This window comes from Pseudomonas sp. I2, assembly GCF_040984075.1.
In the GTDB taxonomy this organism is placed as follows: Bacteria; Pseudomonadota; Gammaproteobacteria; order Pseudomonadales; family Pseudomonadaceae; genus Aquipseudomonas; species Aquipseudomonas guariconensis_B.
This window is the reverse complement of record NZ_JBCGFQ010000022.1, coordinates 1-16,222: the sequence shown is the minus strand read 5'-3', so window position 1 is coordinate 16,222 and position 16,222 is coordinate 1. Positions and strand designations below refer to the sequence as shown.

The following is a 16,222-nucleotide window of genomic DNA, read 5'->3' as shown; positions in this document are numbered from 1 at the left end:
CACCCAGTCAAGACGAGGCCCCGGCCCTCCCCGCCCGGTCATCGGCAACAATTCATGTCACCGATGACCACGAGGATGTGCCGGGGCCCTGCCCTGTACTCAGTTGCCGCTGGAGTTCAGCGCTTCGGTCAGTGCGGCTTCCACCTCACTGGCACTCACGCGCAGCGGCTTGTCGGCATCACGGCGACGCTTGCGCTCGCTGTGATAGGCCAGACCGGTACCGGCCGGGATCAGACGACCCACGACCACGTTCTCCTTCAGGCCGCGCAGGTAGTCGCGCTTGCCGGTTACCGCCGCTTCGGTCAGCACGCGGGTGGTTTCCTGGAAGGACGCCGCGGAGATGAACGACTCGGTCGACAACGAGGCCTTGGTGATACCCAGCAGGACGCGACCGAACTTGGCCGGGAACTTGTCCTCGGTAGCCAGGCGCTCGTTCTCCACCAGCACCTGGGTCAGCTCGACCTGGTCGCCCTTGATGAAGCTCGAGTCGCCGGCCTCGGTGACTTCGACCTTGCGCAGCATCTGACGCAGGATGGTCTCGATGTGCTTGTCGTTGATCTTCACGCCTTGCAGGCGGTAGACGTCCTGGATCTCGTTGACGATGTACTTGGCCAGCGCGCTCACACCCAGCAGGCGCAGGATGTCGTGCGGATCGCTCGGACCGTCGGAGATGACTTCGCCGCGGTTGACCTGTTCGCCTTCGAAGACGTTCAGGTGGCGCCACTTCGGAATCAGCTCCTCGTACGGATCGCTGCCATCGTTCGGGGTGATGACCAGACGACGCTTGCCCTTGGTCTCCTTGCCGAACGCGATGGTGCCGCTGACCTCCGCCAGGATCGAAGCCTCCTTCGGACGGCGCGCTTCGAACAGGTCGGCAACGCGTGGCAGACCACCGGTGATGTCGCGGGTCTTCGAGGTTTCCTGCGGGATACGCGCGATGACGTCGCCGACACCGATCTGCGCACCGTCAGCCACACCCACCAGCGCGTTGGCCGGCAGGAAGTACTGGGCAGGCACGTCGGTGCCTGGCAGGTACAGGTCCTTGCCATTGGCGTCGACCATCTTGATCGCAGGACGGATTTCCTTGCCTGCGGCCGGACGATCCTTGACGTCCATCACCTCGATGTTGGTCAGGCCGGTCAGTTCGTCGGTCTGACGCTTGATGGTGATGCCTTCCTCCATGCCCACGAAGGTCACGGTACCTTTCAGCTCGGTGACGATCGGGTGGGTGTGCGGGTCCCACTTGGCGACGATGGCGCCAGCTTCGACCTTCTCGCCTTCCTTGACCGAAATCACCGCACCGTATGGCAGCTTGTAGCGCTCGCGCTCGCGGCCGAATTCGTCGGCAATGGCCAGCTCGCCGGAACGCGATACGGCAACCAGGTTGCCATCGGCGCGCTCGACCTGCTTGAGGTTGTGCAGACGGACCATACCGCCGTTCTTCACCTGGACGCTGTCAGCGGCCGAGGTACGGCTCGCGGCACCACCGATGTGGAAGGTACGCATGGTCAGCTGGGTACCCGGCTCACCGATCGACTGGGCGGCGATGACGCCGACAGCTTCACCGATGTTCACCTGGTGACCGCGAGCCAGGTCGCGACCGTAGCACTTGGCGCAGATGCCGTAGCGGGTTTCGCAGCTGATCGGCGAACGCACGACCACTTCGTCGATGCTGTTCAGCTCGATGAACTCGACCCACTTCTCGTCGACCAGGGTACCGGCCGGAACGATGACATCGTCGGTGCCAGGCTTGAACACGTCGCGGGCAACCACACGGCCCAGTACGCGCTCGCCCAGCGGCTCGACCACGTCGCCGCCTTCGATGTGCGGGGTCATGACCAGGCCTTGGTCGGTGCCGCAGTCGATCTCGGTCACCACCAGGTCCTGGGCCACGTCGACCAGACGACGGGTCAGGTAACCGGAGTTCGCGGTCTTCAGCGCGGTATCCGCCAGACCCTTACGAGCACCGTGGGTCGAGATGAAGTACTGCAGAACGCTCAGGCCTTCACGGAAGTTCGCGGTGATCGGGGTCTCGATGATCGAGCCGTCCGGCTTGGCCATCAGGCCACGCATACCGGCCAGCTGACGGATCTGGGCCGCGGAACCCCGCGCACCGGAGTCCGCCATCATGTACATGGAGTTGAAGGACTCCTGCTCGACTTCCTTGCCCTCGCGGTCGATGACCTTCTCTTTCGAGAGGTTGGCCATCATCGCCTTGGACACTTCGTCGTTGGCCTTGGACCACAGGTCGATCACCTTGTTGTACTTCTCGCCCTGGGTTACCAGGCCGGAAGCGTACTGGCTCTCGATCTCCTTCACTTCCTCGGTGGCGGTACCGATGATGCGCGCCTTCTCATCCGGGATGACGAAGTCGTTCACACCGATGGACACGCCGGAAATGGTCGAGTAGGCAAAACCGGTGTACATCAGTTGGTCAGCGAAGATGACGGTTTCCTTCAGACCCACCACGCGATAGCACTGGTTGATCAGCTTGGAGATCGCCTTCTTCTTCATCGGCTGGTTGACCACGTCGAACGGCAGGCCCGCCGGGACAACCTGGAACAGCAGCGCACGGCCGACAGTGGTGTCGACGATGCGGGTGTTATGGACGACACTGCCATCACGCTCTTTCACGGTCTCGTTGATACGGACCTTGATCTTGGCGTGCAGGGCAGCCTCGCCGGCGCGGAATACGCGGTCGACTTCCTGCAGGTCGGCGAACACACGGCCTTCGCCTTTTGCATTCACGGCTTCACGGGTCATGTAGTACAGACCCAGGACCACGTCCTGGGACGGCACGATGATCGGCTCACCGTTGGCAGGCGACAGGATGTTGTTGGTCGACATCATCAGCGCACGCGCTTCGAGCTGGGCTTCCAGGGTCAGCGGCACGTGAACGGCCATCTGGTCACCGTCGAAGTCGGCGTTGTACGCAGCACAGACCAGCGGGTGCAGCTGGATCGCCTTGCCTTCGATGAGCACCGGCTCGAACGCCTGGATACCCAGACGGTGCAGGGTCGGTGCACGGTTGAGCAGGACGGGGTGTTCGCGGATCACCTCGGCGAGAACGTCCCAGACCTCCGGCAGCTCGCGCTCGACCATCTTCTTGGCGGCCTTGATGGTGGTCGCCAGGCCACGCATTTCCAGCTTGCCGAAAATGAACGGCTTGAACAGCTCCAGAGCCATCTTCTTCGGCAGGCCGCACTGATGCAGGCGCAGGGTCGGGCCTACGGTAATTACCGAACGGCCGGAGTAGTCCACACGCTTACCGAGCAGGTTCTGACGGAAACGACCCTGCTTACCTTTGATCATGTCGGCCAGGGACTTCAGCGGACGCTTGTTCGAGCCGGTGATGGCGCGACCGCGACGGCCGTTGTCCAGCAGGGCGTCGACCGCTTCCTGCAGCATGCGCTTTTCGTTGCGCACGATGATGTCCGGCGCCGACAGGTCGAGCAGGCGCTTCAGACGGTTGTTACGGTTGATCACCCGACGATACAGGTCGTTCAGGTCGGAGGTCGCGAAACGACCGCCATCCAGCGGCACCAGCGGGCGCAGGTCCGGCGGCAGCACCGGCAGGACGGTCAGGACCATCCACTCGGGCAGGTTGCCCGAACCCTGGAACGCTTCCATCAGCTTCAGGCGCTTGGACAGCTTCTTGATCTTGGTTTCCGAGTTGGTCTGCGGAATCTCTTCGCGCAGGCGGCCGATCTCGTGCTCCAGGTCGATGGCGTGCAGCAGCTCGCGGACAGCCTCGGCACCCATGCGGGCGTCGAAGTCGTCACCGAACTCTTCCAGCGCTTCGAAGTACTGCTCGTCGTTCAGCAGCTGGCCCTTCTCCAGGGTGGTCATGCCCGGATCGATCACAACGTAGCTCTCGAAGTAGAGCACGCGTTCGATGTCACGCAGGGTCATGTCCATCAGCAGGCCGATACGGGACGGCAGCGACTTCAGGAACCAGATGTGGGCAACCGGCGAGGCCAGCTCGATGTGCGCCATGCGCTCACGACGAACCTTGGCCAGGGCGACTTCGACGCCGCACTTCTCGCAGATCACGCCGCGGTGCTTGAGGCGCTTGTACTTGCCGCACAGGCACTCGTAGTCCTTGACTGGGCCAAAGATCTTGGCGCAGAACAGGCCGTCGCGCTCAGGTTTGAACGTACGGTAGTTGATGGTTTCCGGCTTCTTAACTTCACCGAACGACCACGAACGGATCATCTCAGGCGACGCCAGACCGATGCGGATAGCGTCGAACTCTTCGACTTGACCCTGGTTTTTCAGCAAATTCAGTAGGTCTTTCAAGGCCTTTCCTCCTGGCGGAGCAGGGAGCGGGCTCTAGCAGCCCCGCCCCCCTTCGCGTCACGTGTTATTCGGTTTCCAGATCGATATCGATACCGAGCGAACGGATCTCTTTGATCAACACGTTGAAGGACTCGGGCATGCCCGGCTCCATACGGTGATCGCCATCCACGATGTTCTTGTACATCTTGGTACGGCCGTTCACGTCGTCCGACTTCACTGTGAGCATTTCTTGCAGGGTGTATGCCGCGCCATATGCTTCCAGCGCCCACACTTCCATCTCCCCGAAACGCTGACCACCGAACTGCGCCTTACCACCCAGCGGTTGCTGGGTAACCAGGCTGTAGGAACCAGTGGAACGCGCGTGCATCTTGTCGTCCACCAAGTGGTTCAGCTTGAGCATGTACATGTAACCCACGGTCACAGGACGCTCGAACTTGTTGCCGGTGCGACCGTCGAACAGCTCCATCTGGCCGCTCTCAGGCATGTCGGCCAGCTTCAGCATGGCCTTGATCTCGCGCTCCTTGGCACCATCGAAGACCGGGGTAGCCATCGGCACGCCCTTCTTCAGGTTGTTCGCCAGTTCCAGGATCTCCTGGTCGCTGAACTCGTCCAGGTTTTCCTGGCGGCCACCGATCTCGTTGTAGATCTCGGTCAGGAAGCCACGCAGCTCCGCGGCCTTGCGCTGCTCTTCGAGCATGCGGTTGATCTTCTCGCCCAGGCCCTTGGCCGCGAGGCCCAGGTGGGTTTCGAGGATCTGACCGACGTTCATACGCGAAGGTACGCCCAGCGGGTTGAGGACCACGTCGACCGGAGTGCCATTGGCATCATGCGGCATGTCCTCGACCGGCATGATCACCGAGACCACACCCTTGTTACCGTGACGACCAGCCATCTTGTCACCCGGCTGGATGCGACGGCGGATAGCCAGGTAGACCTTGACGATCTTCAGGACGCCCGGTGCCAGGTCATCGCCCTGCTGCAGCTTGCGCTTCTTGTCCTCGAACTTGTCGTCCAGCAGACGACGACGGTCGACGATGTAGGCCTGGGCCTTCTCCAACTGCTCGTTCAGGGCGTCTTCGGCCATGCGCAGCTTGAACCACTGGCCGTGCTCCAGGCCGTCCAGCACTTCGTCAGTGATCACGGTGCCCTTCTTCAGGCCCGCGCCACCGTCGACCACCTGGCCGTTCAGGGCTGCACGCAGACGCTCGAAGGTTGCGCCTTCGACGATGCGGAACTCTTCGTTGAGGTCCTTGCGGATCTCGTCCAACTGCATCTTCTCGATGGCCAGAGCGCGACTGTCACGCTCGACGCCATCGCGAGTGAAGACCTGGACGTCGATGACGGTACCCTTGGTGCCGGTCGGCACACGCAGGGAGGTGTCCTTCACGTCGCTGGCCTTCTCACCGAAGATCGCGCGCAGCAGTTTCTCTTCCGGCGTCAGCTGGGTCTCGCCTTTTGGCGTGACCTTGCCGACCAGGATGTCGCCAGCGCCGACTTCGGCACCCACGTAGACGATACCGGCTTCGTCCAGCTTGTTCAGCGCCGCTTCACCGACATTCGGGATATCCGCAGTGATTTCCTCTGGGCCGAGCTTGGTGTCGCGGGCCACACAGGTCAGTTCCTGGATGTGGATGGTGGTGAAGCGATCTTCCTGGACCACACGTTCCGACAGGCAGATGGAGTCCTCGAAGTTGAAGCCGTTCCACGCCATGAACGCGATGCGCATGTTCTGGCCCAGGGCCAGCTCACCCATGTCGGTGGACGGACCGTCGGCCATGATGTCGCCGCGCTGGACCACATCACCCTTGCTGACCAGCGGACGCTGGTTGATGCAGGTGTTCTGGTTCGAACGGGTGTACTTGGTCAGGTTGTAGATGTCGACACCTGCTTCGCCGGTCTCGACCTCGTCATCGGCAACGCGCACGACGATACGGCTGGCGTCGACCGAGTCGATCACGCCACCACGGCGGGCCACGACGCAGACACCGGAGTCACGGGCGACGTTGCGCTCCATGCCGGTACCGACCAGCGGCTTGTCAGCACGCAGAGTCGGCACGGCCTGACGCTGCATGTTCGAACCCATCAGTGCACGGTTGGCGTCGTCGTGCTCGAGGAACGGGATCAGCGAGGCAGCGACGGAAACGACCTGCTTCGGCGAAACGTCCATCAGGGTGACGTCTTCCGGCGCCTTGACGGTGAATTCGTTCAGGTGACGGACGGCAACCAGTTCGTCGATCAGTTGCTTCTGCTCGTTCATCGCGGCCGAAGCCTGGGCAATGACGTGGTCAGCCTCTTCGATCGCCGACAGGAACACGATCTCGTCGGTGACGACACCTTCCTTCACCACGCGGTACGGGCTTTCCAGGAAGCCGTACTGGTTGGTGCGGGCATAGGCCGCCAGGGAGTTGATCAGACCGATGTTCGGACCTTCAGGCGTTTCGATCGGGCACACGCGGCCGTAGTGGGTCGGGTGTACGTCACGGACTTCGAAGCCAGCGCGCTCACGGGTCAGACCACCTGGGCCGAGCGCGGAGACGCGGCGCTTGTGGGTGATCTCGGAAAGCGGGTTGTTCTGGTCCATGAACTGGGACAGCTGGCTGGAACCGAAGAACTCTTTCACCGCCGCCGCAACCGGCTTGGCGTTGATCAGGTCCTGTGGCATCAGGCCTTCGCTTTCGGCCATCGACAGGCGTTCCTTGACCGCGCGCTCGACGCGCACCAGGCCAACACGGAACTGGTTCTCGGCCATTTCGCCGACGCAACGGACGCGACGGTTGCCCAGGTGGTCGATGTCATCGACGATACCCTTGCCGTTACGGATGTCGACCAGGGTCTTGAGCACGTCGACGATGTCTTCCCGGCTCAGCACGCCAGAACCTTCGATCTCGGTGCGACCGATACGACGGTTGAACTTCATGCGGCCAACGGCGGACAGGTCGTAACGCTCGGCGCTGAAGAACAGGTTGTTGAACAGGGTCTCGGCGGCATCCTTGGTTGGCGGCTCGCCCGGACGCATCATGCGGTAGATCTCGACCAGGGCTTCCAGCTGGTTGCTGGTGGTGTCGATCTTCAGGGTATCCGAAATGAACGGACCGCAATCGATGTCGTTGGTGTACAGGGTTTCGATGCGGACGACCTGAGCCTTGGCGATCTTGATCATCAGCTCGGTGGTCATCTCGGTGTTGCACTCGGCCAGGATCTCGCCGGTGGCCGGATGCACGATGGCCTTGGCGGTGGTGCGGCCCAGTACGTATTCCAGCGGGACGTCCAGCTCCTTGACGCCAGCTTTCTCCAGCTGGTTGATGTGGCGCGCGGTGATACGGCGGCCTTGCTCGACGATGATCTTGCCGTTGCCGTCATGGATGTCCATGACCGCGACTTCGCCACGCAGACGCTGCGGCACCAGCTCCAGGCTCAACTTCTCACCGGAAACGTGGAACACGTTGGTGGTGTAGAAGGTGTTCAGGATTTCTTCGGTGCTGTAGCCCAGGGCGCGCAGCAGTACCGAGGCCGGCAGCTTGCGGCGACGGTCGATACGCACGAACACGCAGTCCTTCGGATCGAACTCGAAGTCCAGCCAGGAACCGCGGTAAGGAATGATGCGAGCGGAGTACAGCAGCTTGCCGGAGCTGTGGGTCTTGCCACGGTCGTGGTCGAAGAACACACCAGGCGAACGGTGCAGCTGGGAAACGATCACACGCTCGGTACCGTTGATAACGAAGGTACCGTTCTCAGTCATCAGGGGGATTTCACCCATGTAGACTTCTTGCTCTTTGATGTCCTTGATCGCTTTGTTCGACGACTCCTTGTCGAAGATGATCAGGCGCACCTTCACCCGCAGCGGGACGGCGAACGTCACGCCACGAAGGACACATTCCTTCACATCGAAGGCCGGCTCGCCCAGGCGATAGCCGACGTACTCCAGGGCAGCATTGCCGGAGTAGCTGATGATCGGGAATACCGATTTGAAGGCCGCGTGCAGGCCGACGTCGCGGAACTGATCCTTGGATGCTCCCGCCTGCAGGAATTCGCGGTACGAATCCAGCTGGATGGCCAGGAGGTAAGGCACATCCATGACGTCCGGCAACTTGCTAAAGTCCTTGCGGATACGTTTTTTCTCAGTGTATGAGTAAGCCATCAGCGTTCCCCAGCTTGGTCACCTGCTTGTTTGGCTTCTCCCGGCGGGAGCAGCCAGAAAATCGTGCAAACCCCATGGTTTGCGCCACCCTCTTGGGTGTTTGCAGCTCGTTATCGGGGCCGATCTGACCGGCCACCAATAACGGAAAAAGGCCGGTGGCATAAGCCACCAGCCATCAGCCGTTTGCTCAACGCTCGGGCTGGGATCGCAAAGTCGCGATTACTTCAGCTCGACGCCAGCGCCAGCTTCTTCCAGCTTCTTCTTCGCGTCTTCAGCGGCTTCTTTCGAAACGCCTTCCAGCAGAACCTGCGGAGCGCCGTCGACTTTCTCTTTGGCTTCCTTCAGGCCCAGGCCGGTGATTTCACGAACGACCTTGATCACGTTGACTTTCTTCTCGCCAGCGGAAGCCAGGACAACGTTGAACTCGGTTTGCTCTTCAGCAGCAGCAGCGCCGCCAGCGGCAGGAGCAGCAGCAACGGCAGCAGCAGCGGTAACACCGAAGGTTTCTTCCATCGCCTTGATCAGCTCGACGATTTCCATAACGGATTTCTGGCCGATCGCTTCGATGATTTGCTCGTTAGTCAGAGACATGACTATGAATTCCTGTATTGGGGTGACAGCCTACGCAGCCATCAAATTAAACATGTGATTTCGAAAGTACTCACGCCGCCTTAGGCAGCAGCAGCTTCTTTCTGGTCGCGAATAGCTGCCAGGGTACGAGCCAGCTTGCTGGTAGCGCCTTGAATAACGCTCATCAGCTGCGCGATGGCCTCGTCGCGGGTCGGCAGGGTTGCCAGTACGTCGATCTCGTTTGCTGCGAGGAACTTGCCCTCGAACGCAGCTGCCTTGATCTCGAACTTGTCCTGACCCTTGGCGAACTCCTTGAACAGACGAGCGGCAGCGCCCGGGTGTTCGTTGGAGAAAGCGATCAGGGTCGGGCCTTTGAACGCGTCGTTCAGGACCGAGTAGTCGGTGCCTTCAACAGCGCGCTTGAGCAGGGTGTTACGTACGACACGTACGTAAACGCCAGCTTCGCGGGCCTCTTTACGGAGTCCGGTCATTGCGCCTACAGTCACACCACGGGCATCGGCCACGACAGCGGACAGAGCGACTTTGGCAGCCTCGTTGACTTCAGCGACGATGGCCTTCTTGTCTTCGAGTTTAATTGCCACGGGTTTACTCCTGGTTTTTACCGTTTCATCCGACCGAGGCCGGATGTCGTTTTGGTGTCTGATTCGGTAACGAATCGGGAGCACCATCTGCGTAGGCTTGAGGTTTAAGGCTTGCGCCGCCTACGGTCTTGGACAGCCCCCGCCAGGCAGGGACCCCAATCTCTTGCTGCCGGCGCGAACCTGTCGCGCCGGCATGGTGTTACACGTTCAGCGAGCTCTGATCGATGACCAGACCTGGGCCCATGGTGGTGCTCAGGGTGACGCGCTTGACGTAGATACCTTTCGCGGAAGCCGGCTTGATACGCTTCAGGTCGGCGATCAGGGCTTCAACGTTTTCCTTCAGCTTGACAGGCTCGAAGCCGACCTTGCCGACGGAGGTGTGGATGATACCGTTCTTGTCGGTACGGTAGCGAACCTGACCGGCCTTGGCGTTTTTGACGGCGCCGGCCACGTCTGGGGTCACGGTACCGACTTTCGGGTTCGGCATCAGGCCACGAGGACCCAGAACCTGGCCCAGTTGGCCGACAACGCGCATGGCATCCGGGGAAGCGATGACGACGTCGTAGTTCAGGTCGCCGCCTTTCATTTCGGCAGCCAGGTCGTCCATACCTACACGGTCAGCACCGGCAGCCAGAGCGGCTTCGGCAGCTGGACCCTGGGTGAAGACAGCAACGCGGACAGTCTTGCCAGTGCCATGCGGCAGCACGGTGGCGCTGCGAACGACCTGGTCGGACTTACGCGGGTCAACGCCGAGGTTGACAGCGACGTCGAAGGACTCGGTGAACTTCACGGCGGACAGTTCAGCCAGCAGGGCAGCGGCCTCTTCGATGTTGTAGCTCTTGCCAGCTTCGACTTTCGAAGCAATGGCCTTTTGGCGCTTGGTCAGCTTAGCCATTACACACCCTCCACGTTCAGGCCCATGCTGCGGGCGGAGCCGGCGATGGTGCGCACGGCAGCGTCCAGGTCAGCTGCAGTCAGATCAGCCTGCTTGGTCTTGGCGATCTCTTCGAGCTGGGCACGGGTCACGGTACCGACCTTGACAGTGTTCGGGCGAGCCGAACCGCTGGTCAGGCCAGCTGCTTTCTTCAGCAGAACCGAGGCAGGGGTGCTCTTGGTTTCGAAAGTGAAGCTACGGTCACTGTATACAGTGATGATCACCGGAGTCGGCAGGCCTGGCTCTTGACCCTGGGTACGGGCGTTGAAGGCCTTGCAGAATTCCATGATGTTCACACCGTGTTGACCCAGTGCTGGGCCAACGGGTGGGCTTGGGTTGGCCTGGCCGGCCTTAACTTGCAGCTTGATGTAAGCCTGAATCTTCTTAGCCATGAGCTACTCCAAAATCGGGTACGAACGCCAGATGGCTCCCCGGATGACTTGCGTTTTATCCCAGTGACGACAAAACCCCGCAGCACATGGAGCTGCGGGGTATGGGATGCGTCGTTCGCCTAGACCTTCTCGACCTGGCTGAACTCGAGCTCCACCGGAGTAGAGCGACCGAAAATGAGCACTGCCACCTGGAGCCGGCTCTTTTCGTAGTTAACTTCTTCGACACTGCCGTTGAAGTCAGCGAAGGGACCGTCAATGACGCGAACCACTTCACCCGGCTCGAACAGCGTCTTCGGCTTCGGCTTGTCGCTGCCGTCGGCTACGCGACGCAGGATGGCCTCGGCCTCTTTATCGGTGATCGGCGCAGGCTTGTCTGCGGTACCACCAATGAAACCCATGACACGAGGGGTATCCTTGACAAGGTGCCAAGTCCCTTCGTTCATTTCCATCTGGACCAATACATAGCCAGGGAAGAACTTACGCTCGCTCTTGCGCTTCTGGCCGTTACGCATTTCTACGACTTCTTCGGTCGGAACCAGAATCTCGCCGAATTCATCTTCCATGCCAGCCAGCTTGACGCGCTCGATCAGGGAGCGCATGACATGCTTCTCGTAACCCGAGTAAGCATGCACAACGTACCAACGCTTAGCCACGGGACACCCTTAGCCAACAATCAAGGAGACCAACCAGCCGAGCAGGGAGTCGAGCCCCCACAGCAGCAGTGCCATGACCAACACGACAACCACGACGATCAGCGTGGTTTGAGTGGTTTCCTGGCGGGTCGGCCACACGACTTTACGGATCTCGGTACGAGCTTCCTTCGCCAGCGCAAAGAACGACTTGCCCTTTGCAGTCTGCAGGGCAACGAAGCCTGCGACAGCAGCTAGAGCGAGCAGCGCGAGAACGCGGTACAGAATCGGAGAAGCGGAGTAATATTGATTACCCACTACGCCAACAACTACCAATGCAACAACAGCCAGCCACTTGAACAGATCAAAACGCGATTCTTGGGCTTCAGTCTTGGGAGTCATCGGGGAGGATCCTGTGAGAAGAAAGCCAATCACACCGAGGTGAATGGCAGGTCAGGAGGGAATCGAACCCCCAACCTACGGTTTTGGAGACCGTCGCTCTGCCAATTGAGCTACTGACCTTTAACGCTGTATCAGGCCGGCCATTATGCCGGCCTGATCGAGAGAAATCAACTACTTATTCAATAATTTTCGCTACGACACCGGCGCCGACGGTACGACCGCCTTCACGGATGGCGAAACGCAGACCTTCTTCCATCGCGATGGTCTTGATCAGGGTGACTTCCATCTGGATGTTGTCACCTGGCATTACCATCTCGACGCCTTCCGGCAGTTCGCAGGAACCGGTCACGTCAGTGGTACGGAAGTAGAACTGAGGACGGTAGCCTTTGAAGAACGGAGTGTGACGGCCGCCTTCTTCCTTCGACAGGACGTAGACTTCTGCGGTGAACTTGGTGTGCGGCTTGACCGAACCCGGCTTGGCCAGAACCTGACCACGCTCGACTTCGTCACGCTTGGTGCCACGCAGCAGAACGCCGCAGTTCTCGCCAGCACGGCCTTCGTCCAGCAGCTTGCGGAACATTTCAACGCCGGTGCAGGTAGTCTTGGTGGTCGGACGCAGGCCGACGATCTCGACTTCTTCCTGGATGCGGACGATGCCACGCTCAACACGGCCAGTTACAACGGTACCGCGACCCGAGATCGAGAACACGTCTTCGATCGGCATCAGGAACGGCAGGTCGATGGCACGAACCGGCTCAGGAATGTAGCTGTCCAGGGTTTCGACCAGCTTCTTGACGGCGGTGGTACCCATTTCGATGGTATCTTCGCCGTTCAGCGCCATCAGGGCCGAAACGATGATGATCGGGGTGTCGTCACCCGGGAAGTCGTAGGTGGACAGCAGGTCGCGAACTTCCATCTCGACCAGTTCCAGCAGCTCGGCGTCGTCAACCATGTCAGCCTTGTTCAGGAAGACAACGATGTACGGAACGCCAACCTGACGGGACAGCAGGATGTGCTCACGAGTCTGAGGCATCGGACCATCGGCAGCCGAGCAGACCAGGATAGCGCCGTCCATCTGGGCAGCACCGGTGATCATGTTCTTGACGTAGTCGGCGTGGCCCGGGCAGTCAACGTGCGCGTAGTGACGAATGTTGGAGTCGTACTCTACGTGAGCGGTGTTGATGGTGATACCGCGAGCTTTCTCTTCCGGAGCGGAGTCGATCTTGTCGAAGTCGACCTTGGCCGAACCGAAGACTTCGGAGCAGACGCGGGTCAGAGCAGCAGTCAGGGTCGTCTTGCCATGGTCAACGTGACCGATGGTGCCGACGTTGACGTGCGGCTTGTTACGTTCGAACTTTTCCTTGGCCATCGAGGCAATCCTCCGCGGAAGAAATAAGCAAGTCACTATCGCCATTAAAACAAAGGCAGATATTTTCATATCTGCCTTGTCTATATGGAGCTCTTGAGCGGACTTGAACCGCTGACCTCACCCTTACCAAGGGTGTGCTCTACCAACTGAGCTACAAGAGCGAAACTCTTTCGAAAACAGCAAGCCTGGAGCGGGTAGCGGGAATCGAACCCGCATCATCAGCTTGGAAGGCTGAGGTTCTACCACTAAACTATACCCGCGGAGCTTACGGCTCTCGCTAAACTGGTGGAGGGGGAAGGATTCGAACCTTCGAAGTCGTAGACGTCAGATTTACAGTCTGATCCCTTTGGCCACTCGGGAACCCCTCCTAAGTGTGGGCGGCATTTTCAACTCTTGCCATCCCGCTGTCAAGCTTTTTCTCATTTAAAATCTTGAGGTTAGCTACGTTGACAGCAGCTTCCGGTTCCATCACCTCAGTGGTGTTCCCTGCGAAGCGGGCGCCATTCTATCAAGCTATTCGCCAGTTGCAATACCCTCGCACAAAATAATTTTATGTTTTAAGTCTTTGAAATCCTTGGAAAGACTATCGAGCACGGCTTGGTCCAGCAAACGCTCGCTTTGCGCCGCGACCTTCAACCAGCGACCGTCCGCCCCTGGCAGTTGGCCAGACACAGGAACAGTCGCAATGTCCAGACTCAACAAGCGCTGACGCAACGCATCGATCTGCTCCTGGGCCGCCAGACCACCAATCACCAGGCATTCGTCGCGACGCCTGGCCGGCGACGCCACACCGGTTTCGCGAAGCAGGCGAATTTCCTGCTGGTTACCTTTGTACAACGACAACGGAGCGACCTCCTTGACCTTCAAGGGGGCTTCCTGCTGGTGCCAGATGTAATAGACAACGTTGAGCACCACCAACAGCAGAAACAACCAGCGCATAGACACCTCAATCCAAGGGGCAGGCCATTGCCAGACCGACGAAGACCAAGTCAGGAACCACGCGCGCCTGCGGAGCCGACTCACGCACCAGTGGCGCATCCCCCCCGGTCAGGAACACCGCGAAATCATCACCCCATAACGCATGCGCCTGCTCGATCTGCGTACGCGCAAAGCCCTGGAGCATGAGCACACAGCCGCGCTCGACCGCCTCGACGGTGGAGCGTCCAGGGGCAAGGCTGGCCAGCGCACGCTCCGCCGATGCGTCGTCATAGCGGATCCGTCGGGTGTGAGTGCGTAGCTGGCTGCGCATCAGCGGCATGCCCGGACAGATGTAGCCACCCAGGTGCAAGCCGTCGGCAGCCACGAAGTCAGCCTTTGCAGCCGTTCCCAGGTCGATGACCAGGCAGGCGCCCTTCGCGAGGTGATAGGCCCCCAGGGCGGCCAGCCAGCGGTCCATCCCCAGGCGCTCGTAGTCTTCGTAGCCATTGCGCACGCCGGCCATCTCCCTCGCTGGTTGAGCGACCTGCGACTGGACGGCGAAGTTTCGCCCGAGCAGCGCACAGAGTGCGTCGGTTTCTTCCTCGCTGCGCACACTCACCATCCGGCATCCCACCAAGCACAGGGAAGGCAGCGCCGACACCGCGACCAGGAGAGCCTGGTCGGAATCAACGATCCCTCCACCTACGATCGTCGCATCGCAAGCATGGATCACGCGCCACTTGATGAAGCTGTTACCGCAATCGAGCTCAAGAATCATCCCGCAACCTCAAACTGAGCTCACCACCGCTGAAGCTCTTTTCCACACCCTCGACATCAAGGCGCAAGCCGCCTTGCCCATCTACACCCAGCACGACGCCGTCGACCCGGTTATTCCCGGCGATCAGAGACACCTTACGACCTTGCCACAGGTTGGCCTGCTCCCATTCTTCCTGGAAGGCTGCAAAGCCATAGCGCCGATGACGCGCCAACTCATGCTGCAACTGCTGGTTGAGCAACGCGACAAGACGATTGCGATCGACCGCCATGCCAGTCTCACGCTTCATCGACGTCCATACCTGGTCGACCTGGTCGTTGGCCTGCATATTCACATTGATACCGATGCCCAGTACCACATGGCAGACGTCTGCCGGGTCTCCCACAAGCTCCAGGAGGATGCCGGCGATCTTGCACTCTCCGACCAACAGGTCGTTTGGCCACTTCAGGCCGACACCACCCACCCCGAACGCCTGCAGGGTGCGCATTACAGCAAGGCCCACCACCAGGCTCAGGCCCTCGAGCTGGCGCATGCCGCCTTCGACTCGCAACACCAGGCTGTAGTAGAGATTCTCGGCGAAAGGGCTCACCCACTGTCGACCACGTCGTCCACGACCGGCACTTTGCCGCTCGGCCAACACCACGAAGGGGGCTGGCTGGCCCTGCGCAATGCAACGCAGCGCCTCGGCGTTGGTCGAATCGATCGTCTCATGGATGAACAGCGGCCAATGCTCGCCCTCGGAATAGTTGGCGATCAGCTGCGACTCGAGCAGGGTCAAGGGCACGGCCAATTGATAGCCGCGCCCACGCACCTTATGAATGACAAGGTTCAATTCGCTTTCCAGGTGCTGCAGCTGCTTCCAGACAGCGCTGCGACTCACCCCCAAGGCTTCCCCCAGGGCCTGCCCGGAATGAAACCGGCCATCCTTGAGGAGATTCAACAACTTCAGCATGCCAGTCTCGACCAGGAATAAGGCTGGCATGATAGCCACGGCCTGAAGGCTTGCATAGGTAAAGGGTGTTAGCGGACGACCGCCTGGGGTTGTTGGCACCGGCCCCGTCGCCAATCCCCAGCCAGACGCCAGAAAGACAAAACCCCTACCTGCTCGCGCAGATAGGGGTTTTGCGAAATGAATCTTGACGATGACCTACTCTCACATGGGGAAACCCCACACTACCATCGGCGATGCATCGT

At 60.2% G+C, this 16,222-nt stretch carries 12 protein-coding genes and 4 tRNA genes; all 16 read right to left on the bottom strand.

All coding sequences use genetic code 11. From position 1 onward, the window contains the following. Positions 1–99: 99 nt before the first annotated feature. Positions 100–4,299: a DNA-directed RNA polymerase subunit beta' gene (gene rpoC, locus WCE05_RS13090; protein WP_225790920.1), complete on the bottom strand. Its 4,200-nt coding sequence runs from the start codon at positions 4,297–4,299 to the stop codon at positions 100–102. 64 nt (positions 4,300–4,363) lie between these two features. Beyond that, on the bottom strand, positions 4,364–8,437 hold the full coding sequence (rpoB, locus tag WCE05_RS13085) for a DNA-directed RNA polymerase subunit beta (RefSeq protein ID WP_225790919.1): 4,074 nt from the start codon (positions 8,435–8,437) through the stop codon (positions 4,364–4,366). A 219-nt stretch (positions 8,438–8,656) separates the two neighbouring features. Then, entirely contained in the window at positions 8,657–9,028 is a 372-nt protein-coding gene (rplL, locus tag WCE05_RS13080) for a 50S ribosomal protein L7/L12 (protein WP_225790918.1), read from the bottom strand. Positions 9,029–9,108: 80 nt separating this feature from the next. Further along, positions 9,109–9,609, bottom strand: coding sequence for a 50S ribosomal protein L10 (gene rplJ, locus WCE05_RS13075; protein WP_225790917.1), 501 nt, complete (start codon positions 9,607–9,609; stop codon positions 9,109–9,111). Between the two features lie 199 nt (positions 9,610–9,808). Then, entirely contained in the window at positions 9,809–10,504 is a 696-nt protein-coding gene (gene rplA, locus WCE05_RS13070) for a 50S ribosomal protein L1 (RefSeq protein ID WP_225790916.1), read from the bottom strand. Next, positions 10,504–10,935, bottom strand: a complete 432-nt coding sequence (gene rplK / locus WCE05_RS13065; protein WP_070094635.1) for a 50S ribosomal protein L11 — start codon at positions 10,933–10,935, stop codon at positions 10,504–10,506. The genes rplA and rplK overlap by 1 nt, the downstream gene beginning before the upstream one ends. Before the next feature lie 119 nt (positions 10,936–11,054). Further along, positions 11,055–11,588 carry a transcription termination/antitermination protein NusG gene (gene nusG, locus WCE05_RS13060; protein ID WP_011531880.1) on the bottom strand — a complete coding sequence of 178 codons (534 nt, stop codon included), beginning with the start codon at positions 11,586–11,588 and terminating at the stop codon, positions 11,055–11,057. Positions 11,589–11,597: 9 nt separating this feature from the next. Then, on the bottom strand, positions 11,598–11,966 hold the full coding sequence (gene secE / locus WCE05_RS13055) for a preprotein translocase subunit SecE (protein ID WP_225790915.1): 369 nt from the start codon (positions 11,964–11,966) through the stop codon (positions 11,598–11,600). Positions 11,967–12,010: 44 nt separating this feature from the next. Further along, a tRNA-Trp gene (locus tag WCE05_RS13050) sits at positions 12,011–12,086 on the bottom strand. A 55-nt stretch (positions 12,087–12,141) separates the two neighbouring features. Continuing rightward, a complete protein-coding gene (gene tuf, locus WCE05_RS13045) occupies positions 12,142–13,335 on the bottom strand; it encodes an elongation factor Tu (protein ID WP_368816037.1) in 1,194 nt (397 codons plus the stop codon). Positions 13,336–13,420: 85 nt separating this feature from the next. Further along, positions 13,421–13,496: transfer RNA gene (locus tag WCE05_RS13040), tRNA-Thr, on the bottom strand. Positions 13,497–13,521: 25 nt separating this feature from the next. Then, positions 13,522–13,595: transfer RNA gene (locus WCE05_RS13035), tRNA-Gly, on the bottom strand. A 23-nt stretch (positions 13,596–13,618) separates the two neighbouring features. Next, positions 13,619–13,703: transfer RNA gene (locus WCE05_RS13030), tRNA-Tyr, on the bottom strand. A gap of 145 nt (positions 13,704–13,848) precedes the next feature. Continuing rightward, the gene (locus WCE05_RS13025; protein ID WP_225790950.1) at positions 13,849–14,274 is read right to left on the bottom strand and encodes a hypothetical protein; all 426 of its coding nucleotides are present in this window, start codon (positions 14,272–14,274) and stop codon (positions 13,849–13,851) included. Between the two features lie 7 nt (positions 14,275–14,281). Then, on the bottom strand, positions 14,282–15,031 hold the full coding sequence (locus WCE05_RS13020; RefSeq protein WP_368816036.1) for a pantothenate kinase: 750 nt from the start codon (positions 15,029–15,031) through the stop codon (positions 14,282–14,284). Then, positions 15,021–15,980, bottom strand: a complete 960-nt coding sequence (gene birA / locus WCE05_RS13015) for a bifunctional biotin--[acetyl-CoA-carboxylase] ligase/biotin operon repressor BirA (RefSeq protein WP_225790952.1) — start codon at positions 15,978–15,980, stop codon at positions 15,021–15,023. Before birA ends, WCE05_RS13020 begins: the two co-directional genes overlap by 11 nt. Positions 15,981–16,222: the final 242 nt, after the last annotated feature.

Excerpts from the sequence above, each read along its gene's own strand:
- birA (WP_225790952.1), bottom strand. The coding sequence starts at position 15,980 with ATGCTGAAGTTGTTGAATCTCCTCAAGGATGGCCGGTTTCATTCCGGG.
- tuf (WP_368816037.1), bottom strand. The coding sequence starts at position 13,335 with ATGGCCAAGGAAAAGTTCGAACGTAACAAGCCGCACGTCAACGTCGGC.
- WCE05_RS13020 (WP_368816036.1), bottom strand. The coding sequence starts at position 15,031 with ATGATTCTTGAGCTCGATTGCGGTAACAGCTTCATCAAGTGGCGCGTG.
- rplK (WP_070094635.1), bottom strand. The coding sequence starts at position 10,935 with ATGGCTAAGAAGATTCAGGCTTACATCAAGCTGCAAGTTAAGGCCGGC.
- rplA (WP_225790916.1), bottom strand. The coding sequence starts at position 10,504 with ATGGCTAAGCTGACCAAGCGCCAAAAGGCCATTGCTTCGAAAGTCGAA.
- rplL (WP_225790918.1), bottom strand. The coding sequence starts at position 9,028 with ATGTCTCTGACTAACGAGCAAATCATCGAAGCGATCGGCCAGAAATCC.
- rpoB (WP_225790919.1), bottom strand. The coding sequence starts at position 8,437 with ATGGCTTACTCATACACTGAGAAAAAACGTATCCGCAAGGACTTTAGC.
- WCE05_RS13025 (WP_225790950.1), bottom strand. The coding sequence starts at position 14,274 with ATGCGCTGGTTGTTTCTGCTGTTGGTGGTGCTCAACGTTGTCTATTAC.
- secE (WP_225790915.1), bottom strand. The coding sequence starts at position 11,966 with ATGACTCCCAAGACTGAAGCCCAAGAATCGCGTTTTGATCTGTTCAAG.